Raw genomic sequence first — 23,502 nt, 5'->3', positions numbered from 1 at the left:
CCACATTTGTTCTAGATCAACTTTGATCTGGGTATGTGGAAATCCACAATACCTCGTGAACGGTCAAAAACTGACAATGAGCCTAACAGATCGAATACCCATTTATAGGTACCTCTATGGACTCATTGAAAAGACGGTTTCTCAGCCAATTCGGTAAAGTTTCCGCCGGCGCTGCGCTCATTCCCATTGCCGGAATCAACACCGCAGTCGCCAGCACAGCCATTCGCAATAACAACCAGCCTGACCGCAAGGGCGAAGTAGGTAAACGCTACGCCATGGCGATTGATTTGCGTAAGTGCGTTGGCTGTCAGGCATGCACTGTTGGCTGCAGCGTTGAAAACCAAGCACCAATTGGCCAATTCAGAACCACCGTAAAACAGTATGAAGTCTCCCTTGATGATGGTTCGACTGCTCAACAAGACGTGAAATCTTTCATGTTACCTCGTCTCTGTAATCACTGTGACAACGCTCCCTGCATCAAGGTTTGTCCAGTTCAAGCGACCTTCCAACGCGAAGACGGTATTGTCATGGTCGACAACGAACGCTGCGTAGCCTGTGCTTACTGTGTTCAAGCTTGTCCTTACGATGCTCGTTTCATTAATAACGACACCCTTACCGCAGACAAATGCACCTTCTGTGCACACCGCCTTGAAGACGGCTTACTGCCTGCTTGTGTAGAAACCTGTGTCGGTGGCGCGCGTGTCATTGGCGACCTTAAAGATCCAAACAGCGAGATCAACCGTCTGCTCAATGAAAACCAAGACGACATCAAGGTGCTTAAGCCAGAGCAGAATACCAACCCCCATGTTTTCTATATCGGCATGAACGAGCGATTAGTTAGTCACATTGAAGGCCAACCTGCGATTTATGATCCAGCCGCCATCGATAACTCATCCTCTAGCAAACAAGAATTGGCAATCGCGACACAAGGCAAACAAGGAGAGACAGCATGAATATCACTGAGGTGTTAGTCCCCGCTCAAGAGATCGCTTGGCTACCGTGGGCGGTTCAATATTTCTTCTACATAGGTTCAGCCTACGCGGCCGCTATTTTGTTCTTGATTGCACTGATCTTTAAAAACTCAACCAGTCACCAATTCCGTTCTGCCCTTGTGCTTGTGATGGCCATTGGCGCGATTGTTGGACCATTAGCATTAACCGGTGACTTGCACCAACCCGGACGTGCGTGGCACTTCTATGCTCATATTACGCCTTGGTCATGGATGTCATTGGGCTCTTTGTTTCTACCTTTATTTTCTGGTCTGGCTGTCACGACGGCTTGGGTTTACCTGCGTGACGACATCGCACAGCTTAAACAAAGTGAAAACCCATTTCTAAAACGTTTGTCTTGGCTGACGCTAGGTAAATGGCAAATATCATCAAAGCTGATGATTGCACTCGCTGCTGTGACGGCTATTTCGGGCCTAAGCATCGCGCTTTATACAGTCGCAGAGATTGCGATTTTGGCGAGCCGACCGCTTTGGCATCAACCGGCTTCTCCATTGCTTTGGTTCACGACCGCATTCTTTGCCGCAACGGGTTTAACTCTGTTGATTTGGGCTCTGCTGCCTTCAAGCAAACCAAGCTTAAAACCAACAGACCTAGCTCTGATACAAAGAACCATTACCTTAACAGGTGGCCTTGCCATCATTCTCACGTCGATTTGGGCATCTAACCATGGTCACTTCAATCTCTATGAGAACGACGCTTGGGGCATCAATTTAGGCATCATGACCACCAGCATTTTGCTGTGCATGATCTTGGTTCTTCCGCTGCAACGTTTATCTCAAAGCAAGTTAGGAATTGTCTGTGTTGCACTTGCGACCATCGTTTCAGCATGGGCGGTACGTTGGGTCACCATGATGGAAGTTCAAACCATTCCCCGTTTTGATGTGGGTGCATTCCCTTATGAACTGCCAATGGGTAGCTCAGGTCTACTTGGCATTGTGGGTATGTGTGGTCTTTGGTTAGCACTTGCGTTGTTTGCCTCTGAAATCGTATCGACAAAAACAATATCAGCTAAATCAGCTCAAAAAACATCATCACCACTTAACCGCTCACATAGCTTGTAGTCTGAGGAATCATCATGGATAACAAACGTCGTCAATTTTTGAAAACAGGCCTTGCTGCCGGTGGTGTTGGAGCTTTTGCTGCAGGTTATGCGACAACCACAAAACACATGGTTCACGGTGCTATCGATGGCACCGCGGGTAAGAAAACCAACCACATCCATCACGGTAATTCGCTAGAGACGGAATACAGTGTCGATGAGCAAGGTAAGATCTCGCCGAATCCAAACCAACGCGTGGCACCCTCAATGTGTTTTGGTTGCTGGACACTGTGTGGCTTGCGTGTACGTATCGATAATCGCAATGACGAGATCTTACGTATCTCTGGCAACCCGTATCACCCACTATCAAGTGATCAGCAAATCCCGTTCAAAACACCGGTAAAAGACGCCTACATTGGCTTGTCTGGTGAATCCGGTATCCATAACCGTTCGACAGCCTGTGCCCGTGGTAACGGCATGTTGGAGATTCAAAACAGCCCATACCGAATCACTCAACCGTTAAAACGTGTTGGTAAACGAGGTGAAGGCAAGTGGGAGCCGATCAGCTACGAACAACTTATCTCTGAGATCACCGAGGGTGGTGACTTATTCGGTGAAGGTAAAGTTGAGGGCTTACGATCGATTCGCGATATCGAAACACCACTTGATCCAAACAACCCTGAATACGGTCCCAAAGCCAACCAATTGTTGGTGACGAATGCTGGTAATGAAGGCCGTGATGATATCTTGAAGCGCTTTGCATTCAACAGCTATGGTACACGAAACTTCGGTCACCACGGCTCTTACTGTGGCTATGCATTCCGTGCAGGTTCTGGCGCGATCATGAACGATCTAGACAAGTTCTCGCACCTAAAACCCGACTTCAACAACGCAGAGTTCATTCTTTTCATCGGCATGTCTCCAGCTCAAGCGGGTAACCCGTTTAAGCGCCAAGCGAGACAATTGGCTGAGGCTCGTACCAACGGAAAACTCAGCTACACCATAGTGACACCAAGCCTTCCAGCAGGATCGTCAAGCCTTGCGGCGGGCGATCGCAATAACTGGCTACCGATCAAACCGGGCACCGATTCAGCATTAGTTCTTGGCATGATCCAATGGATCATCGAAAACCAACGATACAATCACGACTTCTTGTCTCGCCCAAGCGCACAAGCGATGCAAAAAGCAGGCACCACGCATTGGTGTAATGCTTCACACCTTGTGATCAGTGACGAAGCACACCCACAAAACGGGCGCATGCTTCGCGCATCGGATATGGGTTTGCTAGAAACAGGCGAACCGATGTCTGACGATGACGGATTTATTGCACTTGATGTGACAACGTCACTATTAGCATCACATATTCAGGTGAATGAAGCGGCTCTGTTCGTCGATCAAGACGTAGAAGTTGATGGTCAGACTGTTCGTGTTAAGTCTTCTCTACAAAGATTGAAGGAAGAAGCCTTCAAATATGACCTTGCATACTACAGTGAGCAGTGTGAAATCCCACAGGATCAAATTATTGCGCTAGCGAAACGCTTTACCAGTTACGGGACTAAAGCAGTCGTGGATACTCACGGTGGCAACATGCACACCAACGGCTTCTACAACTCGTTCTCTATTCTGATGCTGAACGCGCTGATCGGTAACATCAACGCGAAAGGCGGTGCGATGGCGAAAGCGGGCGGCTACCCGACTTCGGTTGCTGGGCCTCGTTACGACTTTACTAAGTTTAAAGGTAAGACTAAGCCTCAAGGTGTGTTCTTGTCTCGCAGCAAATTCCCATATCACAAGACCAGCGAATACAAACGTCGCGTTGCGGCAGGTGAATCACCTTACCCAACACGCGCGCCTTGGTACCCAATCTCTGCACCGCTGTTAACCGAGCATTTATCAGCGGCGATTGATGGCTACCCTTACCGCGCGAAAGCGTGGATCAACCACATGGCGAATCCACTTTATGGCGTTCCGGGGTTAGACAATCTATTAGGCGAGAAACTTAAGAATCCCAAACAGCTGGGTTTGATCGTCTCTATCGATGCGTTCATCAATGAAACAACAGCACTCTCCGATTACCTTGTGCCAGACACAGTAACCTACGAGAGCTGGGGTATGGCAACACCTTGGCATGGCGTTGCAACTAAGGCGATCACTGCTCGTTGGCCGATTGTTGAACCTAAAACTTCCCGCACTCAAGACGGACGTGCCATCAACCTAGAGAACTTCTTTATTGATGTGGCAAAAACACTGGGCTTAGGTGGCTTCGGCGACAACGTAATCAAAGACAATCAAGGCAACTGGCACGGTATTCATAGCGCTGAAGATTTCTACCTGCGCTCGGCTGCTAACTTGGCGTTCGTAAAAGGTGGCGTGCCGAATGTGGATGCGGAAGATATTGTTTGGTCTGGTCTTGAGCGCCTAGTGCCTGTGATGAACAAAACGCTCAAGCCTGAAGAGATGCTCAAAGTAGCTTATATCTTTGCGCGTGGCGGTCGTTTTGAAGACGCCACCAATGCCTACACCAATGAAACCATGAAGTACAAATGGACCAAACCACTGGCTATTTGGAATGAAAAGCTCGGTACCTCTCGCAACACCATCAGTGGTGAGCAGTACATGGGTTGCCCGACATGGTATCCACAGAAGCTGGCAGACGGCACACCTTTAGCAGAGCAGTTCCCGACCAAAGATTGGCCATTTACTCTGACCAACTTTAAATCCAACATTCACAGTGCGGTCTCTAATTTGTCACCACGCTTGGAATCGATTAAAGGAGTAAACCCTGTTTACATCCACCCGCAAGACGCCTCTTCTGTGGGTATCAAAACCGGTGACGTGTTTGCTATTGAAACACCGAGCTCAACCACACATGCGTTGGCGATGGTGATTGATGGCATCAAACCGGGCACATTAGGCTTTGAACACGGCTTTGGTCATAAAGAACTCGGTGAGCGTGCGCACTGGATCGGTAATACACAACAACCGGTGAAGATGAAGTCGAACGATGGCGTTAACATTAATGATATAGGCTTGATCGACCCGACGAGAGAAGGCAAAGGCGTCATGTTGGATTGGGTTGTGGGGGCAGCAGCAAGGCAAGCACTTCCGGCTAAGATCTACAAGGTCTAGCTTAAACTCAGCAAGCTATAACTTAATCACTCATTCAAAACACTTCCTTATCTGATTTGCAGATGAGAACACAACAGGGCAACTTCGTCATTCGAGGTTGCTCTGCTTTTTCGTCCCCTTGATCTAGAAAAGCAGGCTATTTGGATAAACGTCCAATCTACATAAAGTACCCAATCTAGATAAAGCATCCGCTCTAGATAGAGTAATCAACCCAAAGCCATTAGGTAATCTTCATTTCACCACAACTTTTTTAGCCCGCATCCATAAAGCAGCTATGCTTATACAATCGGTGCCATAAAAGAGCCTTAACAAGCAGTTATACCGAGGCGAACATGGCAGTTCCCTTGCATTTCATAAACGGCAGTTGGATCAACCTATAGAAGTTCACATCAATACCATTATGGTGATTGAGGTTATTAATGTGAGACTCACCTCAAGTTCCAAGTGAATTAATGTGGAAATCCACAATAGCGCGAACAACCAATTATGTCGAAAATGCATGCATTACAACCAATAGCGACGCCTCATGACTAAGCTGACAATTAAAACTCAAACTCTAACGCTTTGCATCGCTGCTCTAGGAAGCCTTTCTTTATCCGCTTTTGCACAAGCAGCACCCAATCCAATGCCAGAAGCCGCAGAAACTTGTAGCGGCTGCCATCAAGCCGACGGTAAAGGCATGCCCAACATTGCCCCTATGCTTGCAGGGCTCAATGCTGACTATCTAGAACATCAACTGGTTCTGTTCTCAAGTGGTGAGCGTCAAAGCGCGATCATGAAGGGAATGGCTGACGGTGTATCTGATCCCGCTGTTCGTCGTGAGGTCGCAGAATACTTTGCATCACTACCTTCATACGAATTTACCGATTTAGAGCAGCGCGGCTCACAGGCTGATATCGATAACCCCTATCGTAAACTTGTATTCCAAGGCGATTGGGATAGAAACATTCCAGCCTGTGCAACCTGTCATGGGCCAAGCGGTATGGGCGTGGACAAATTCCCGCGCCTAGCAAGCCAGCATGCCGACTACATTCAAACTCAGCTCAACGCTTGGAAAAATGGCACTCGTAAGGGTGATGATTTGAACATGATGGGTAATATCGCGGGCAAGTTAACCGACGATGAGATCAAAAACCTGTCTTACTACTTCGCCTCTTTCCGATACTAAAGGGCTCGCATGAAAACATTACTTCTAATTACCGCAACCCTTGCCTCTGGAATCACTTATGCCGAAGCAGAGTTGCCAGATCGCCAAACCGAACTGCCAGCCGTTGAGAAGCCTCAAGATAACAAATATCTGGTGCCACGAGACTTGGTTGATATCCCTGCTGGGGAATTTGGCGACAAAGTAAAATTGGGTTATTCGCTGTTTGTCGATTCACAACAGATGCGTGGTACGTTCGTAGGCAATGAACAAAACTGTGTAAACTGCCACATGCAAGCAGGCATGAAGCCTAACGCAGCACCTCTTTGGGGTGCGTATATGGCCTACCCTGCGTATCGTTCCAAGAACGACAAGGTAAACAGCTACGCAGAACGTATCCAAGGTTGCTTCACCTACTCAATGAATGGCCTGCCACCGGCTGAGGGTTCAAAAGAGATGGTCGCACTAACGGCTTATTCATACTGGCTGGCGATGGGCGGCATCTTAGACAAGAACGGCATGCAAGATACACCCGTTCCTGAGATCAGCGATGCTGACTTACAAGTCGGTGGTAAAGCGGAAAGCTTCCCTCTCCCTGAAGAGCTGTTAAGCAAATACCCAATCGTTGACCGCAGTAAACTGGCCGGCCGTGGCTACCCTAAGATTGCAAACCCTGAACAAGAGCCATCGATAGCGCGTGGCGAAAAGGTTTACCAAACCAGCTGCCAAACCTGCCATGGTCAAAATGGTGAAGGCATTAAAGGGGCGGATGGACGCTCATACCTACCACCTCTTTGGGGCGAGAATTCGTTCAACTGGGGCGCAGGTATGCACCGTGTAAATACAGCAGCTTACTTCATCTACGAAAACATGCCGCTTGGAAAGAGCCAACAGCTTTCAATTCAGGATGCATGGGATGTAGCCGCATTTGTGAACAGTCATGAACGCCCACAAGACCCACGATACAAGGGTGATGTTGCAGGTAATGCTAAGCGTTACCACAACCACCAAGGTTATTATGGTAAAGAAGTCGACGGTGATGTGCTGGGTTCCAAAGCCTACCCAAGTGGTAAAGAAGTGATTCATGAGCATTGATAGGCATTAGTGCACAAGAGCCGTTCACGTCAGCTATAGCTAAGCTTTACATTGTAAATCAGTTATAGCTGGAAGAATAAAAAGGAGCCAGAGCGTTCGACGTTCTGGCTCCTTTTTTATGTTTGAACGATTAGAGATCCAGCTAACCTTGCTGCATCTTCTCCCAAATGGTTGGAGAGCCGATATAGTCTTGAACCGTGGTAATGAACTCTTTGACCAGTTTGGTCTGTTTACGGTGCGGATACACAGCGTAGATTGCGGTATCAATCGTAGAGATCGGATAATCCGGAAGCAAAGTAACCAAGCCAAGCTCTTTCATTGAGGCATACAGGTTTGATTGATCAAGGAAGCCATAACCTAGACCATCTTTCACACAAGACACCATAGTACGAACATCACTGACCTTGTAGTTGCCACGAATCGTTAGGCTCTGGAAGGTATTACCTCCCGGCTCTTCACTGATACGCAGGTGGTCGACCGTCATATCACCATTGGTATAAATCACGGCAGGTAGCGCGAGTAGATCTTGTGGCGTCTTAGGCTCACCATGCTCCTTAACAAAATCGTTTGACGCGACCAACATAAAGTTGCTGTCGGCAATCTTCTTCGCAATCAAATTCGATTCAACAAGCTTACTGAAGCGAAACGCGATATCAAACTGCCCAGCAATAATGTTGGCGATCTTATCGTCTAGTGAGAGTACGATCTGAACATCCGGGTACTTTCTCATGAACTGAGTGATGATAGGTTGCAGATATTGCTGCCCAAAATAGATCGGTGAAGTAATTCGCAGTACACCTTTGGGCTCTGACTGGTATGAATCTGCAATGCCTTGGATCTGATTGATGGTGTCTTTCAGCACATAGGTTTGCGCAAGAATATCTTCCCCTGCCGACGTCAACGAGAACGAACGCGTAGAGCGATTGAGTAGCTGAACACCTAAATCTTGCTCGAGCTTTTTGATCTGTTTAGAGAGTGATGAGTTGTCCATATCGTGCAAGGTTGCCGCTTTGGTAAACGACCCTTGTTGAACCACATCTAAGAACAATAACAACTGATTGGTATTTGGCACTGCGCCTCTCCTGAAATAAAACTCGACTAGCGTTCGTCTTTAGGGGTGTCCATCACAACCATAGTCGTAATAGATTGCACCTGAGCACATTCCCCAAGCACATCGGCATGAAACTTCTTATAGCCCGGTAGGTCTTTGGTTTCTACCCTTAGCAAGTACTCGTTGGCGCCAGTAATGTTGTGGCACTCCACCACCTCTTTTTCCATGCTGACATGCTGTTCAAACTCTAGTTGAGCCGCTTTGCTATGGCTTGATAACCCAATCGAAACGTAAGCAATAAAGCCAACGCCCATCAGGCCATTATCCAGAACTGCACGGTAACCTTGAATGATCCCTTTACGCTCGAGATCTTGTACTCGCCTTAAGGTCGCTGAAGCCGACAAACCAATTCGTTCAGAAAGCTCAATATTGGAGATTCTGCCGTCCAATTTAAGCTCTTGCAATATCCTTTCGTCAAATCTATCCATAAGTACTTATTATTGTGCATTAAGTGATAATTGAGGAAATAAAAGCACATAATTGCCTCACTTTCCACCTACTATGTTTCTCAACACGTGAAAGTCATGACCGGTCAGTCACTTCGTTCATTTTACTGCTGGAGAACCATAATGCCTTTAGAACAACTTAGCGCACTTGCCTTGTTTGCGTTTGTCTCGACCTTCACACCAGGTCCAAATAACATCATGCTCATGACATCAGGAGCAAATGTTGGCTTTGCCCGTACTATTCCACACATGCTTGGCATTGCTCTAGGGTTTGCAGCCATGTTGCTGCTGGTTGGCTTCGGTTTAATGGGCATTTTCAACGCGTACCCAGTTACTCACCAAATCTTGAAATACCTAAGCCTTGCTTACCTCGTGTACCTTGCAATTAAGATAGCATTGAGCGGCAAAGCCAAAAGCACCGAGGCTTATAAGCCAATGACCTTCATCGGCGCGGCAAGTTTTCAGTGGGTGAACCCGAAAGGTTGGTCGATGGCGCTGACGGCAATTTCAGTCTATAGCAGCGGCAGTTCATGGTGGGAGCTTGCGATCATCGCAGGTATCTTCACGCTCGCCAACTTGCCTTCTGTGACCTTCTGGACGGCAGCAGGCAGGCAACTACAACACTGGTTAACAACACCAGTCCGCATTAAAAGCTTCAACTACGGTATGGCTGGCTTGCTTCTAGCATCGACCATTCCGATGCTCTAGTCGAATAACTTCTGTATTTTAACGGTTGGTACTCCTGTGCTAACCGTTATTCTCTTTATAAATAACCCACAAGTTCACTAAGCCAACGACCAAATAACGCCTGCCCGCTCGGTGTTAACGTCCACACAAACGCTGCTACATTCATTGACACAGTCAGCCAATAAATCGCTCTGAACGGTTGTTTTTGCGTTTTATGACGCAGCTTATCTTGAGCGATTAACGCCCCTAGCCAACCACCAGCAACAGAAAAAATATGCAGAGTTTTCTCTGGCACACGCCAATTGCCATTGATCGCTGCTCGCTTGTCCTTCGCGTACACAAAAAACGTCACGAAACCGATAACCAAATACCACACCAACAGCGCTTTAGAACTTTCCGCAAACAACACAGACACCGCCACCAGAACCAAATAAGTGATAACGATTTGAATAGATGAAGACAACATGACTCCTTTTGAGCAACAGCTCACATACTGTAGCAATTACGCCCTGTAGATTTTGATAAGGATGAGTAAGGCATATTGTAATTCGGTTAGCCTGCAAAGAATAAACAAGCCCTTTCATCCCTACATAACATGATGGAAGTTAAAGGAATTATAAATATGTACAACCAAAAGTACGCCATCTACCAAGTTTTTACGCGTTTATTTGGCAATAAAAACACCCAACATGTTCCATGGGGCATAATCGAGCAAAATGGCGTCGGAAAGTTCAGTGATTTTACCGACAAAGCGCTGTCTGAAATCCGCAAACTCGGTATGACTCATATTTGGTATACCGGAGTGCCACATCATGCGCTCATCAATGACTACAAGCACCTTGGTATTTCAGACGATCACCCTAGCGTGGTAAAAGGCCGTGCGGGATCACCATATGCCGTCAAAGACTACTATTCCGTAAACCCAGATCTCGCAGACAACCCTGAATGCCGACTAGAGGAGTTCGAGGCACTAATCAAAAGAAGTCACGACAATGGTTTAAAAGTGATTATCGATATCGTACCGAATCACGTTGCGCGTCATTATAAAGGCTTAAACAACCCAGAAGGTGTCAGTGACTTCGGCGCTCAAGATGACACAACGCTGGAATACCACAAAGACAATAACTTCTACTATATTCCCAACAGCACCTTTGAATTGCCAGACATAGAGCCCGCCTTTACGCCGCTAGGTGGTGAACAGCACCCTAGCCTAAGCTCCCCGTTTATAGAGACGCCAGCCAAATGGACGGGCAATGGATCACGCTTAGCTAAACCTAATTTCGACGATTGGTATGAAACCGTAAAGATTAATTACGGTGTGCGCCCTGACGGTTCAAAAGATTTCCCTAAGCTACCCAAAGGCTATGTACAGCGTGACCACCTAGACCATTACCACTTCTGGGAAGGCGTGGATGTGCCAGACTCTTGGATTAAATTCCGAGACATCGCCTTGTTCTGGTTAGACAAAGGCATTGATGGATTCCGTTACGACATGGCTGAAATGGTGCCAGTTGAGTTTTGGAGCTACCTCAACTCATCAATAAAGATGAAAAACCACGATGCCTTTCTGATGGCAGAGGTGTATCAGCCGGACTTGTACCGTGAATACATTCACTTAGGCAAAATGGACTACCTCTATGACAAAGTAGATCTGTACGACGGTCTAAAAGACATCATGCTAGGCAATACTTCCACGGCTATCATCCCCAAAATCCAACATCAAATGATGGATATTGAACATCACATGCTGCACTTCTTGGATAACCATGATGAACAACGAATCGCCTCACCAGAGTTTGTAGGCAATCCACATATCGCAAAGCCTGCGATGCTAGTTAGCGCTCTATTGAGCAGCTCTCCAACCATGATCTACTTTGGGCAAGAAGTCGGAGAACCCGGTGCGGAGAATGCAGGCTTTGGACAGCCCTCACGAACTTCCATATTTGACTACATCGGAGTCCCACAACACCAAAAGTGGATGAACCACGGCGCATTCGATGGCGGGCTATTAGACGAAAACGAAAAGCAGCTGCGTCACTTCTATCAAAAGGTAATGAACTTTTCGCTAGAGCACTCATCGATAACAGGTGATTACCAAGACTTACACCAGTGCTGTAACTTAAGTGATTCAGTCTACGCATTTCTGCGCTCTGACCACCAAGAGCTAACCATTGTTGCAGCTAATTTCAGCCAACATACCACTGAAAATATTCACTTAAAGATTCCAAGTGATGTAATCCAAAAACTCAAATTAGTTGATGGTCGTTACATACTCAATGAATATATTGAAGGCATAGCGCAACAAGTGCTCGACATTGAGAACAGTGTTGGCAGTTTTAATATTGAATTGAAACCGCTGGCGTCTTTGGCTTGGGTACTAAAAACTGAATAAAAGAAGAAGGGAAACACCCGAAGTTAGCCAAAATCTATAATTGCTTCGGGTGTTAGGGGTCTATTGCTACTTTTTATTAACGGCTTTTACAAATACTTCTTGTGCGCCTTCAATATTAAGAGCTTTAGCTTCTTCTAACAAAGCTAATGCCTTCGGTATATCATTTTTAGCGACGGCTTGTTCAATCGAACTAAAATAGTAAGTTTTGGTATCACTATTTGCTTCAACTGGTTTTAGTTGACTTAGATTTTCTTCTTTGTTTTTTGAATTCAACCCGAAAAAAGAGCCTGATGTATACGGATGGATATCAACCAACAGCTCACCTGTTTTTACATGAGGCACGGGTATATCTTTTGCTTCTGGGAAATAATTCCCTCTAGCTTCTGCATCCAAGCGAGCTGGATGAATAATATCAGTTACTTTTTCTAGCTCGCTGTGGTCCGTATAAACCAATAGGTAAGCATTTTCTATATTACTTGGCGGGAAAAAAGAGAACTCTGAAATTAAGCGATTTCCTTGCCCTAAATGCGGCTTTTCATAGTTAAAGCTAGAAGCCGGAACTGTAAGTATTTCATGCCCTTCTCCATCAACAATCTTAGCTAGAGGAGAGAAAACACTCTCCTCAATATAGCTGGTCAATTCAACGCTCAGAGGTCCTTGATAAATTGGTAACTCAATTTTAATTGTTGGACTTTTTATATCATTCGTATCTAGGTTCTGAGTTGAATCAGAGATAATAATCTTTGTTGAACTAGGCAAGTTTAATTTTTGAGATTGCAGTTGTTCGATACTGCTAACAGTCATCATATCAGGCTGTGAAAAATCTACTACTTGGGTACTTTGACAGCCAGTTACCAATAAGCTGCATAGTAATGCGATACTATTAATCTTCATGAACACTCCAATCGAAATATGGAAAAGCCGACACTTACGCGTCGGCTATAAATTAATTTTCTAACTTAGGTTATACATTACCACCAAGCTTCGAATTGTGCGCCAATACTAACTTCAGAATCTTCACCAGAAAAAGCTGTACCTTCATGGTCTACGAAGTAAGAAGCAAACAAGCGAATCTCAGGACGAGCCCAGAAGCTTGAGCCAGCACCCCATGCTTGTGCAACTGTATATTTAGAAGCTGCATAGTCTACGTTATCTTTTTCTTCAGCGTAGTAACCAACTTCAAATATAGTTTTCATGTTGTTGTCCCATTTGTACTCAGGACGAACAACGATATTAGCTAAAGTGTGGTCAAACTTAGTTCCAGCCACTGTTGTTGTATCAACATATGCGCCAGTAGCAGAGTCGTAGTTATTCTTGAATGAGTCAGAAGTACCTACATCAGATGCTGATGCAAACATGATTTGGTGGCCAACTTCCCAGTTAGCCCCCATTCCAACTACACCCCAGTTGATAATACGGAAACCGTCTGCATCATTATTAGCACCAGAACGGTCGTAGTTATTACCACCACCTAAACCTGGCATTTGGGCTGCGTAAGAATTTGTACCATATTGGAATACAGTTTGGTTAAAGCCGTTATCTAAGCCTTGATGAACGATTGCAGAAAGTAATGCGCCATCGTCACCAACAGCATTTTGGTCTTTCTTCTCGTGAGCGAAGTTATACGCAGCTGCTAGTTCCAAACTCGCGTCACTCCAAAGATCGATCCCAGCATAGCGAACGTCTAAAATATATGCACTTACATCTTCAGATCCGTAGCCAGTTTGAGCCCAAACCTGACCAGGGTCTTGGTCTGGATTAACTTTGTCATTTCCAGCGACGTAACCATAAGTTGCCGCACCAGCTTGAGAGCCTTCATCAGTAATTAAAGCTGTCGATAGTTTACCACCACCTAAAGATAAATTTTCGACACCAACACCTGCACCACTTGAAGTATTCAAGTAGTAGAAATCCGTAATATGGACATCACGACGTTGGTAGTAGCGCTTACCAACCCACATAGTAGCGTCAGCATCAGACTTAATTAAGCCTTTTGCTTGAACATTGATCACACGAAGTGCAGAGTCACTTGCTTCCCAATCGTTATCACCATCGACTGCGTGTGCAATTAGAGAATCTAGATAAAAGCTCACACCATCTTCGTTGTATAGCTCTTGACCTAGGCCTACTTCGAAAAATGTATCATTCTCGTTACCCAAACGACCTAATTTACTTTTTTCGTAACCTAGGTTTTCCCCATCATTACCACTAAGACCAATACCAGAACGTACGTAGCCACTAAAATCAACAGCGAACGCAGAACCAGCAGCTAGCGAAGTTGCCACTGCTGCAGCAATCAAACTTACTTTTTTCATTCTTAACTCCATTAAGGACGATTTATTTTAGGTTTTTATATTTTTGCTCTCTTGCGGCAACCAAAGGCAGTAATGGTAGTCGTAAGATAGAGAGGTTTAGGGTTTCCCCTGATTCGTTTCAACGGGGTCAATATTAAGAGGGGATGACAAGTTTGACTTCCTCCGCCCCTAAGTTAATTAAGGGGGACTAGAGGGGAGTAGAAAATATACAGAATGGTGTTTTAAAGAGGTAGATCACTTAATATAGGAGGAGTAGACAGCACACAGATCTAATTATTCAACATAAGTGAGATCTAGCTCAAATATATAATTTGAACTTCATCGATGAATTATTTTTTTACCGTAATTAATCTGTGAAGTTGCTTGACCTTACTGTGACAAAGCCTTTTACTAATAGTTCACTGATGTTGATAAACGAACAAGAAATCAAGCAATGACTAGAACGCTCGCTCGCCCTTATCCGCTAGGCGCAACGCTAGGTAACACTGGCTGCAACTTCTCTATTTATTCTCCTGACTGTAAATCTCTTTCACTCGCTCTTTTTGACGAGAACGACGAATTCACCACTTATAAATTGGAAAATGAATACGCTGATATCAGATATGTCTTTATTGATGGTATTAAAGCGGGGCAAAAATACGGCTTCATTGCCGAAACGGACAATGGCCCTATCCTGCTTTCAGACCCGTATGCCAAAGCAATAAGCGAACTGCTCGATTACGTCACGCCATATACCAATGAAAAAAGCTTTGCTATGGCGAAATGTGTCGTTGTTGATGACACCTTCGATTGGCAAGATGTAGAAAAGCCACGCATTAGCCGCGAAGATACCGTTCTTTTTGAAACGCATGTAAAAGGTCTATCTCAACTGCACCCAGAAGTGGCTGCCAATACTAAAGGACGCTACTTAGGGTTAGTGAGCCCTGAAGTGCTTGCGTTCTACAAACAGCAAAATATCAACTCTCTACAGCTTTTGCCCATTGCCGCATGTATGCATGAGCCTCATCTCTTGGACATGGATAAAGTGAACTATTGGGGTTACAACCCATATTTGTTCATGGTGCCAGACCCTCGCTACGCAGAAAAAGACGCTGTTAATGAACTCAAAACTGCAATTCGTGAGCTGCATCGCAATGGCATCGAAGTCATTCTAGATGTGGTGTACAACCACACAGCAGAAGGTGGGGAAGGCGGAACCACCTTCAACCTAAAAGCACTCGATAGCCGCTACTACATTAAACATGGCTGCCATTATGCGAATTTCACGGGTTGTGGAAACACAGTAGATCTCACCCACCAGCCCGCACTCAACTTAGTGATGGATACGCTTCGTTACTGGGTGAGTGAATTCAAAGTCGACGGCTTCCGTTTTGATTTGGCCGCGACGCTGGGACGTGAAGGCGATAATTACAACCCTGAAGCTGCTTTTTTCAAAGCCGTTGCTCAAGATCCTGTGCTCAAAGAGGCCAAGTTGATTGCAGAACCGTGGGATATTGGCCCTAACGGTTATCAAGTAGGTAACTTTCCACTAGGCTGGAATGAATGTAACGACAAACTGCGTGATATCACACGTAGCTTCTGGCGCGGTGATCAAGGCTATCTAAAAGAGTTTGCGACGCGCTTAATGGGATCTCGCGATATCTACAGCGCAGCACACTGGCCATACAGACTAACCGTAAACTACATCACGTATCACGACGGCTTCACAATGCAAGATCTTGTCTCTTACAAACACAAGCACAATGAAGATAACGGCGAGAACAACCGAGATGGACACGGTGATAACCGCTCTGATAACTACGGTGTTGAAGGGGAAACCGAAAACCTATTGGTTGTTGCCACACGCGAAAAACAGAAACGTAACTTCATGGCGAGTCTGTTGTTTGCCTTTGGCATTCCACATATTCTGACAGCTGATGTGTTATCTCACACTCAAAAAGGCAACAACAACGCTTACTGTCAAGATAGTGTAACTAGCTGGATTAACTGGGAAGATTCTGAGCGAAAAACTTATTTCAAGACTTGGTTAGCTGAAATGATCTCTGCACGTCAACAATATATGGTGCCTTTTATTAAGGCGTTCAGCGGAGAAAAACGCAACTCGAACCGCATCTTCTGGAGCCGTGTCGATGGCACACTCATGGAGCATGATGATTGGAATCGTTTAAGCTCTGTTGCGCTGCACTTAGGTATTGGCAAAGACGGTGACGAATTGATTTATTTGATAAACCAAACCAACGCACCCGCTCGATTCTCGTTACCGACTGATCGCGACCAAAACTGGGTCACCATTTGTGATACCAACTTACGAAATGTAAAACCCGGTCATGCAGAAGGTGAAATGTTGTTGTCGCCAACTTCGATGGCAATTTTGCACTATTCGCCAGATCAGGCTGATTTGATTAAAGCAAAAGCTTAGTCAGCTTAATAAAACACCGAAAACCATAGAAGCCAGTTATATTTACAGCTGGCTTTTTTGTTAGCTGAATATCACAAAAATCATTCATCCATATGGAATCATTTGCATTGATGTGGTTAATGAAACTGTTTAGTATTGCCGTACTATAAAAATGAATCTATAACGTCTTTGGATATCATGGCTTTACCTAAAACATTAATTCGGCTTTTTAAACCATACATTATTTTATTAACTGGAGGGATGCTCTATCTTGCTATGACTCAGCTTGAAAAAGTAGAAACAGCAGCAACAGAACAATCATCATCAAACATTCGTATCGCAAGCTCTACCATTCGTTCCAACATCGAAGCCACATTCGGCAAACTCTATTTTTTAGAAACCAGTCTAGGCTTGCCTAAAACGGCTCCAATCGGTGATAAAAAATTCAGAGAATTGAGTGGTAATATTCTAAGAAGAACACCAAATTTCTCCGATATCGTTCGATACCAACCTAACTCCCAACATTATGTCTCCACTCGTGGCCTTCCTCTTTCCAATGAACAAATCGCCACAATACAATGGCATTCAATAGACGGTGTTGTAGAAGATTTTTACATCTCTTCCGTTTACCAAAAAGCCGATGGACGATGGGTTTTCGCCGTTAAACACACTGCAGAAAAGCTCAACGAAGAAATATGGATTGAGTTTGATTTAATGCATACCACGCAAGGTTTAAGAGATTTAAAAACGCTTAATAATGGCTATGTATTTGTTGTAGACAGAGCAACAGAGCGACTGGTATTCCACCCGGATCCACAACGTATCGGTTCTAAATCCATCAGCTTCCATGCAGGGATCAGCCACCAACTCTCACAAGGTGAAACCGTTGGTAAGCACGAATATTACTATCAAGATAACTTCAAAATATCGGTATTTGACGCAGACAACAGCTTAAATTGGGTGTTCATTGCGGGCACTGACCGCCATGACATCTTAACCAGCTCACATCAATTTACGTTGACGGGCTTAGTACTGGGCTCACTCCTGCTATTGTGGATTGGTGCCAACTATCTGGCTTATCGTTTGAACGTGTCCTTGTCGCAACTGAATAAAGTCGATGACCTTGTAAGCTTTAAGCGAGAGTTAAAATCCATACTGGATAGTTTCACCTACCAAAAAGGCATTCAATTCTGTCTCTATCAGCTTGAGAACCACGCATTCACTACCATCGACTATCACGGAAACAAATCCACGGTACATTGTGACAAAGCCCTTGCAGAGCGATTTACACCGGACACTATGGCTTACCGAAGTGGTAAGTACGCCGATCCACTGGCGTGTAAACTCAAAATACACCAACGTCATTACTGTATTCCTTTGCACTCTCGTCAGCAGTTGATCGCAGTGTTGTACGTAAACGTAAACTTACCGATCAGCCAGAGTATTCTACGAATGATCCGTGATTACACTGAAGTCTCTTTGTCTAACTTACTGCTTCAACATCAATTGAGCAGCAAAGATCTGATGACGCAGTTAGACAATAAGAGCAGTTTCAGCATCGCCATCGAAAACTACGTGAGCGAGCCCGATACCTATGTCGCTCTGCTTGATATCGATAACTTTGACCACGTAAACCGAGCCTACGGTGAAGCGGTGGGCGACAAGATGATCAAGCTGACTGCAGAATCGATACGCAGTTACTTCCCCAAGCCAAAGGGACTTTGCTTGGCTCGTGTTGGAGGAAAGGAGTTCGCAGTATTATTCAAAGCCAATGATGTGAAAGATGCCAAATTCCAGCTAGACCAGTGCAGAGTCGCAATCGCGGAGAAAACCATCGTCACTCCAGATATCACCTTATCGCTAGGGGTTAGCGTGGGATACTCGCAAATAGAGGGTGAAACAGACTCAGCTTTAGCGCTGGCGGAACAAGCGAAACTTATCGCGCAACAACTTGGTAAGAACCGAGTGGAAGGCCATATCAGAGCCGCTGCCAAAGCATCGTAAACCTATACTTACATTTCTGTAGCCACTACAAAGCACCTAGGATTCATACCCTAGGTGCTTTTGTTTTTATGGAAAGTCATTACAATGCGCGTTCAACACGACAATACCCCTTTTCTAACGACACGAGCCTTATGAAGCTAAGTAACCGACTGCAAACTCTCCATTCCCTTGTCAGCAATGACTACCAACATATTTGGGACTGTTGTTGTGATCACGGCTTCTTGGGTGTTCAACTGTTGTCGGATAACAAAGCACCTCAGCTTCACTTTGTCGATATTGTCCCGTCTCTTATGAGCGATTTGGAAAGCAAACTTACGCGTTACTTTCCGCAAGGTACAATAGCAGAACAGAAAGTGACTAGCCAATGGCAAGTCTACTGTATGGATGTCGCCGCTATCCCGCTTGAGAAACATACTGGCAAACACCTGGTGATTATTGCGGGCGTCGGTGGCGATCTTACTCAAAAGCTCGTCGATGATATTCATCGTCAACACCCAGACAAAGCGATCGATTTCTTGCTTTGTCCGGTGCATCAGCAATTCGAGTTGAGAAGCCATTTAAAGGCGATCCATTTTGGTCTTATTGATGAAGTGTTGATTGAAGAGAACCGTCGTTACTACGAGATTTTATTGGTGAGTAATAGTCGCGGTGATTCAGAAAAGAGCCAAACCGTTAGCGAGATATCAAACGTCGGTGACAAGATCTGGACACCAAGTTGTGATGAACAAGTGAAGGTATCACAGCAATACAAAGCCAAAACATTGCAGCACTACTTACGTATCCATCAAGGACAAGAGAAGCAAGGCAAACCTAGCCAAGTAAAGCATATTATTGATGCTTACCAGGCGGTTAAGCCATAGTAAGTACTAACTTAATGGTTTGAATATTAAGAAAGTCAAATTAATAAAAAAGCCGATAGTTCAATGAGCTATCGGCTTTATTAATGCTATCGATTCAGTTTTAGCTTACTGTTCTTGTTTCTTATAAGCCACATCAGGCTCGTCAACTGTCTCTACCTCAGAAGGCTTATCAACCCCATAAACCGTATCAAGGTAGACGTCTTTCTCTTTCCACGTGCTGTTCAACCAATTGTGGAAGCGACGTTTAAAAGCCTTATCTTCAAAGTAATTACCGTTCACGTTCTCATCCATTGGATGCAATTTAATACGCACAACGACCTTAGTCATTTTGCCCTTCAGCATATCTTCAAACGGAGAGGTTTGGTTTTCAGGGTAAGCTAAGGTCACATCCACGATGCCATCCAAAATTGGGCCCATTGCAGATAAAGCAAATGCCACGCCCCCAGTTTTCGGCTTCAATAAGTGGCGATAAGGGGTCTTTGCTGACGCCAGTTTCTCGTGGTTTGCACGAGTCCCTTCAACAAAATTAACCAATGTTGTCGGTGCTAATTTGAACTTAGTACACGCTTTATTGATTGCATTAAAATCATCATTACGGCGTTCTGGGTTGCGTAATAGGAACTCACGAGAGTGGCGTCTCATGAATGGCATATCTAAGCCCCAGCAGGCCAAGCCAACAAATGGTACGTACAACAATTCATGTTTCAAGAAGTACTTCGTCATCGGCATTTTGTCTTTTAGGATTGAAGACAAAATCACAATATCTGCCCAGCTTAGGTGGTTAGACATCATCAAATACCACTGCTTGGTCGAAATATCTTCCCCCCCTTCCACTTGCCATTCGATATCGTTATTGGCGTTCAACATCCATAAATTAAGAGAAGCCCAACACCAGAATGTGAAGTTAGCTAAGCGAGTGCATGATTTTTGAACGACAGAAATTGGCAAAATAAGTTTGATTAGGGCAAACAGGCTCACAGCCAATGCGGTGAATGCAGTATTAATGGTCACGAACAATACGTTCAAGGCCATACGAAGATTATCAAGCATAAAACACAGTTATATTGAGAACGAAAGCCGCCATTATACGCATCTATAAATTATTCTCTTCAGTAATTGATTGAATATCCTAGGGGTCAAACCACTCAACCTATGTTAACGATGTTCAACCAGCTAAAGTCTATTAAAACGAAACCAAAAACACATGTACGAGTCATTTGGACTCAAATAGTATATTGTCTTTTTGACAACATTCGACCCAATAATTAACCTTCAATCAGTATTGATAAGCATTCTCATTATTGGCGTGGTACATGCAACTCTAAAGTGTAAATAGTTGAGTATCCTTAATGAGATAACTTCTCTTCTTAAAGGTGGATGATATGACAGATATTCCTCATGGTTTAGTTACAGGCAAAGTCCTAAACAAAACAGAATGGACAGATCAATTGTTCTCACTCCAGGTTAGTGCACCTGTCTCTTCTTATCAGGCAGGTCAGTTTACTAAGCTTGGCTTGCTCAATAACGAAGGTGAGTTTGTGAGACGCGCTTATTCTATGGTGAATGCACCAGAGCATGAGCAAGGACATCAGCATCTAGAGTTTTTGATTATTAAGGATCAGAACGGTCAGCTCTCGCCTCAACTTCACGAATTGCAAGCTGGTGATGACATCTTTGTCGGGAAAGACCCAAGTGCCTTTATGACATTAGATGAGATCCCAGAGATCGCCGACGATCTATGGATGCTTTCAACCGGAACCGCGGTAGGCCCATTTATCTCAATACTTGAGAGCATGCAGATACAGCAAAATGAGTTGGCTTCAGACAAAGCCTCTTCATTCAAGAATCTGGTTCTAGTGCATGCTGTAAGAACAGAGCAAGACCTGACTTATCGAGATCGTATCACTCAACTCGTTAATCACTTTCAAGGGAGACTTAAATATGTGCCAATTATTTCTAGAGAATCAGTTACCGGAACTTTGCGCGGACGAATCCCAAATTTGTTACTTGGAGGCGACCTCGAGCAAGCCGCGTCTGTCGCTTTCAATCAAACCCGCAGTTTTTTCTACCTTTGCGGCAATCCGCAAATGGTTCGTGACACAAGCGAAGCGCTAACTAGCTTAGGTTTCGAAAAGCACTTACGCAGAAAACCCGGTCAATTCAGCAGTGAGAACTACTGGTAAATAACAACCGCCACTCGTTAGACAGAAGCACAACTTTCAAAGAACAGTTAGAGAAGAGGTTTTATATGAGTCATTTACGTATTCCGTCACACTGGAAAATTCAACGTTCCACACCTGAAAGTAAGATTCATTCAATATTGATGAACTTATAAGCAAGCAACCTCGTAATGTGATTTTTAATGTTCAATAAGTGAAGACAAAAGATCAAATAACCATAGCAATTACAATGACTAATGGTGATAGACAAGAGAAAAAAACTCTAGCACACTGAACAGAGTTGTAGGGCATGTTGACCTATCGAGCTGATTTTTGCAGCCGTTTGTGGGTTATTTATACAAGGCAGAGAATTCGACGTGTAGCTCGCCTACATGAGAATTCGATAACGCTGTAGAAAGGAACCACAAACACTGCCCGAAGGGTTCGGCTAAAATCGTTTTACTCTTTGTTGAGAGGGTTTTGCTTAGAATGACTAGGCGGCAAACCTCTCGTCGCGATTAAAACGATTTTATCTCGAACAAAACTTAACCGCGAAAGGTCAACATGCCCTTGTTTTAATCCCGTTTCAGAGAATGAATCAGTGGGTTATTTATATTTTAGGTAAGAGAGGAAGCCATGCTCAACATTGCTTTTTTTAGCTCAAAATCATACGACGAAAAATCATTCGAACTGGCAAAAGGCGAACTCAACGCTGAGTTTCATTTTCACGATTTTCGACTCACCACAACAACAGCAAAAATGGCGCACGACAACGAAGTGGTTTGTGCGTTTGTAAACGATGACCTATCGCGAGACGTGTTAGAGATTCTTGCTCAAGGCAGCACCAAGTTAATCGCGATGCGCTGTGCGGGCTTTGACAAGGTCGACCTAGACGCAGCAAAAGAGTTTGGTCTGCAAGTGGTTCGCGTTCCGGCTTACTCACCAGAATCGGTAGCAGAACACACGGTTGGCATGATGATGTGTTTGAACCGTAAACTACACAAGGCATACCAACGCACTCGTGATGCGAACTTCTCTCTTGAGGGGTTAGTTGGCTTTAACTTCCACGGTAAAACGGTCGGTATGATTGGCTCGGGTAAGATTGGCCTAGCGACGATGCGAATTCTGAAGGGTTTAGGCATGAATATCCTATGCTATGACCCATATCCAAACCCGTTAGCTGTTGAGTTAGGCGCTAAATACGTTGAACTCGACGAACTTTACCAAGAGTCTGATGTGATTTCTCTACACTGCCCAATGAGTAAAGAGAACTACCACCTATTAGATGCGACTGCGTTTGAGAAGATGAAAGACGGCGTGATGATTGTCAACACCAGCCGTGGTGAACTACTGGATTCCACAGCTGCTATCGAAGCGCTTAAACAGAGTAAGATTGGCGCGCTTGGTCTTGATGTGTATGACAACGAGAAAGAGCTGTTCTTCCAAGACAAATCAAATGACGTGATTGTCGATGATGTGTTCCGCCGTCTATCTGCTTGTCACAACGTGCTGTTCACAGGTCACCAAGCTTTCTTAACCAAAGATGCTCTGTTCAATATCGCGAACACAACACTCACCAGTGTTGATGCTTTCTTTGCTGGCAACACCAGCGGCAACGAACTCGTTTAATAACAGATTGAGTTAACAGCAGGCTGAGTTAAAAACAAACTAGGTCTACAGATACAAAGCCACGCTATTCTGAAGTGAACAGCG

At 44.8% G+C, this 23,502-nt stretch carries 18 protein-coding genes; 12 read left to right on the top strand and 6 right to left on the bottom strand.

Annotated features, from left to right (window positions below):
- The first annotated feature begins 116 nt into the window (after positions 1-116).
- The 5 genes from dsrO (at position 117) to AB4263_RS17810 (ending at position 7,417) form a co-directional block, all read left to right on the top strand.
- Positions 117-953, top strand: a complete 837-nt coding sequence (gene dsrO / locus AB4263_RS17830) for a sulfate reduction electron transfer complex DsrMKJOP subunit DsrO (RefSeq protein WP_372098636.1) — start codon at positions 117-119, stop codon at positions 951-953.
- Entirely contained in the window at positions 950-2,071 is a 1,122-nt protein-coding gene (gene nrfD / locus AB4263_RS17825; protein WP_372098635.1) for an NrfD/PsrC family molybdoenzyme membrane anchor subunit, read from the top strand. The genes dsrO and nrfD overlap by 4 nt, the downstream gene beginning before the upstream one ends.
- Positions 2,072-2,085: 14 nt before the next feature.
- Positions 2,086-5,178 carry a tetrathionate reductase subunit A gene (locus tag AB4263_RS17820; RefSeq protein ID WP_372098634.1) on the top strand — a complete coding sequence of 1,031 codons (3,093 nt, stop codon included), beginning with the start codon at positions 2,086-2,088 and terminating at the stop codon, positions 5,176-5,178.
- Positions 5,179-5,704: 526 nt separating this feature from the next.
- The gene (locus AB4263_RS17815; RefSeq protein WP_017064226.1) at positions 5,705-6,346 is read left to right on the top strand and encodes a c-type cytochrome; all 642 of its coding nucleotides are present in this window, start codon (positions 5,705-5,707) and stop codon (positions 6,344-6,346) included.
- Between the two features lie 9 nt (positions 6,347-6,355).
- Positions 6,356-7,417: a c-type cytochrome gene (locus AB4263_RS17810; protein ID WP_372098633.1), complete on the top strand. Its 1,062-nt coding sequence runs from the start codon at positions 6,356-6,358 to the stop codon at positions 7,415-7,417.
- Positions 7,418-7,559: 142 nt separating this feature from the next.
- Here the strand turns inward: AB4263_RS17810 and AB4263_RS17805 are convergent, their stop codons facing one another.
- Positions 7,560-8,489, bottom strand: a complete 930-nt coding sequence (locus AB4263_RS17805) for a LysR family transcriptional regulator (protein WP_065206692.1) — start codon at positions 8,487-8,489, stop codon at positions 7,560-7,562.
- 26 nt (positions 8,490-8,515) lie between these two features.
- Positions 8,516-8,956, bottom strand: coding sequence for an Lrp/AsnC family transcriptional regulator (locus tag AB4263_RS17800; RefSeq protein WP_009845852.1), 441 nt, complete (start codon positions 8,954-8,956; stop codon positions 8,516-8,518).
- A 141-nt stretch (positions 8,957-9,097) separates the two neighbouring features.
- Between AB4263_RS17800 and AB4263_RS17795 the strand changes: the two genes are divergently transcribed.
- Complete coding sequence (locus tag AB4263_RS17795; protein ID WP_372098632.1) at positions 9,098-9,682, top strand: LysE family translocator; 585 nt, start codon at positions 9,098-9,100, stop codon at positions 9,680-9,682.
- Positions 9,683-9,737: 55 nt separating this feature from the next.
- Here the strand turns inward: AB4263_RS17795 and AB4263_RS17790 are convergent, their stop codons facing one another.
- Positions 9,738-10,127 carry a DUF1294 domain-containing protein gene (locus tag AB4263_RS17790; protein ID WP_372098631.1) on the bottom strand — a complete coding sequence of 130 codons (390 nt, stop codon included), beginning with the start codon at positions 10,125-10,127 and terminating at the stop codon, positions 9,738-9,740.
- Between the two features lie 156 nt (positions 10,128-10,283).
- On the opposite strand from AB4263_RS17790, the gene AB4263_RS17785 reads away from it, so the two are divergent.
- Complete coding sequence (locus AB4263_RS17785; RefSeq protein ID WP_372098630.1) at positions 10,284-12,053, top strand: alpha-amylase family glycosyl hydrolase; 1,770 nt, start codon at positions 10,284-10,286, stop codon at positions 12,051-12,053.
- Between the two features lie 66 nt (positions 12,054-12,119).
- Here AB4263_RS17785 and AB4263_RS17780 read toward each other — a convergent pair whose 3' ends face one another.
- The gene (locus AB4263_RS17780) at positions 12,120-12,947 is read right to left on the bottom strand and encodes a MalM family protein (RefSeq protein ID WP_069597277.1); all 828 of its coding nucleotides are present in this window, start codon (positions 12,945-12,947) and stop codon (positions 12,120-12,122) included.
- Between the two features lie 77 nt (positions 12,948-13,024).
- Positions 13,025-14,368 (bottom strand): maltoporin LamB, encoded by a 1,344-nt coding sequence (gene lamB / locus AB4263_RS17775; protein ID WP_372098629.1) that lies wholly within the window; start codon positions 14,366-14,368, stop codon positions 13,025-13,027.
- A gap of 433 nt (positions 14,369-14,801) precedes the next feature.
- Here lamB and glgX point away from each other — a divergent pair, with 433 nt between their 5' ends.
- The 3 genes from glgX (at position 14,802) to AB4263_RS17760 (ending at position 19,630) form a co-directional block, all read left to right on the top strand.
- Positions 14,802-16,787, top strand: coding sequence for a glycogen debranching protein GlgX (gene glgX, locus AB4263_RS17770; protein ID WP_372098628.1), 1,986 nt, complete (start codon positions 14,802-14,804; stop codon positions 16,785-16,787).
- 240 nt (positions 16,788-17,027) lie between these two features.
- Positions 17,028-18,770: a diguanylate cyclase gene (locus tag AB4263_RS17765; RefSeq protein WP_372098627.1), complete on the top strand. Its 1,743-nt coding sequence runs from the start codon at positions 17,028-17,030 to the stop codon at positions 18,768-18,770.
- A 131-nt stretch (positions 18,771-18,901) separates the two neighbouring features.
- Entirely contained in the window at positions 18,902-19,630 is a 729-nt protein-coding gene (locus AB4263_RS17760) for a tRNA (adenine(22)-N(1))-methyltransferase TrmK (RefSeq protein WP_372098626.1), read from the top strand.
- A gap of 105 nt (positions 19,631-19,735) precedes the next feature.
- Here AB4263_RS17760 and AB4263_RS17755 read toward each other — a convergent pair whose 3' ends face one another.
- The gene (locus AB4263_RS17755; protein WP_017063993.1) at positions 19,736-20,680 is read right to left on the bottom strand and encodes an acyltransferase; all 945 of its coding nucleotides are present in this window, start codon (positions 20,678-20,680) and stop codon (positions 19,736-19,738) included.
- A 332-nt stretch (positions 20,681-21,012) separates the two neighbouring features.
- Here AB4263_RS17755 and AB4263_RS17750 point away from each other — a divergent pair, with 332 nt between their 5' ends.
- Together AB4263_RS17750 and AB4263_RS17745 are read left to right on the top strand one after the other, a co-directional pair.
- Positions 21,013-21,813, top strand: coding sequence for a ferredoxin--NADP reductase (locus AB4263_RS17750; protein ID WP_372098625.1), 801 nt, complete (start codon positions 21,013-21,015; stop codon positions 21,811-21,813).
- A gap of 612 nt (positions 21,814-22,425) precedes the next feature.
- Complete coding sequence (locus AB4263_RS17745; protein WP_372098624.1) at positions 22,426-23,418, top strand: 2-hydroxyacid dehydrogenase; 993 nt, start codon at positions 22,426-22,428, stop codon at positions 23,416-23,418.
- Positions 23,419-23,502: the final 84 nt, after the last annotated feature.

Origin of the sequence: Vibrio sp. 10N.261.55.C5, from assembly GCF_041470505.1 — a bacterium.
Classification (GTDB): Bacteria; Pseudomonadota; Gammaproteobacteria; order Enterobacterales; family Vibrionaceae; genus Vibrio; species Vibrio crassostreae_C.
Note: the sequence above shows the minus strand (reverse complement) of the source record. Positions and strands in the feature narration are given on the sequence as shown.

Coding starts and splice junctions, on each gene's coding strand:
- dsrO (WP_372098636.1), top strand. CDS start 117: ATGGACTCATTGAAAAGACGGTTTCTCAGCCAATTCGGTAAAGTTTCC.
- nrfD (WP_372098635.1), top strand. CDS start 950: ATGAATATCACTGAGGTGTTAGTCCCCGCTCAAGAGATCGCTTGGCTA.
- AB4263_RS17820 (WP_372098634.1), top strand. CDS start 2,086: ATGGATAACAAACGTCGTCAATTTTTGAAAACAGGCCTTGCTGCCGGT.
- AB4263_RS17815 (WP_017064226.1), top strand. CDS start 5,705: ATGACTAAGCTGACAATTAAAACTCAAACTCTAACGCTTTGCATCGCT.
- AB4263_RS17810 (WP_372098633.1), top strand. CDS start 6,356: ATGAAAACATTACTTCTAATTACCGCAACCCTTGCCTCTGGAATCACT.
- AB4263_RS17800 (WP_009845852.1), bottom strand. CDS start 8,956: ATGGATAGATTTGACGAAAGGATATTGCAAGAGCTTAAATTGGACGGC.
- AB4263_RS17795 (WP_372098632.1), top strand. CDS start 9,098: ATGCCTTTAGAACAACTTAGCGCACTTGCCTTGTTTGCGTTTGTCTCG.
- AB4263_RS17790 (WP_372098631.1), bottom strand. CDS start 10,127: ATGTTGTCTTCATCTATTCAAATCGTTATCACTTATTTGGTTCTGGTG.
- AB4263_RS17785 (WP_372098630.1), top strand. CDS start 10,284: ATGTACAACCAAAAGTACGCCATCTACCAAGTTTTTACGCGTTTATTT.
- AB4263_RS17780 (WP_069597277.1), bottom strand. CDS start 12,947: ATGAAGATTAATAGTATCGCATTACTATGCAGCTTATTGGTAACTGGC.
- lamB (WP_372098629.1), bottom strand. CDS start 14,368: ATGAAAAAAGTAAGTTTGATTGCTGCAGCAGTGGCAACTTCGCTAGCT.
- glgX (WP_372098628.1), top strand. CDS start 14,802: ATGACTAGAACGCTCGCTCGCCCTTATCCGCTAGGCGCAACGCTAGGT.
- AB4263_RS17765 (WP_372098627.1), top strand. CDS start 17,028: ATGCTCTATCTTGCTATGACTCAGCTTGAAAAAGTAGAAACAGCAGCA.
- AB4263_RS17760 (WP_372098626.1), top strand. CDS start 18,902: ATGAAGCTAAGTAACCGACTGCAAACTCTCCATTCCCTTGTCAGCAAT.
- AB4263_RS17755 (WP_017063993.1), bottom strand. CDS start 20,680: ATGCTTGATAATCTTCGTATGGCCTTGAACGTATTGTTCGTGACCATT.
- AB4263_RS17750 (WP_372098625.1), top strand. CDS start 21,013: ATGACAGATATTCCTCATGGTTTAGTTACAGGCAAAGTCCTAAACAAA.
- AB4263_RS17745 (WP_372098624.1), top strand. CDS start 22,426: ATGCTCAACATTGCTTTTTTTAGCTCAAAATCATACGACGAAAAATCA.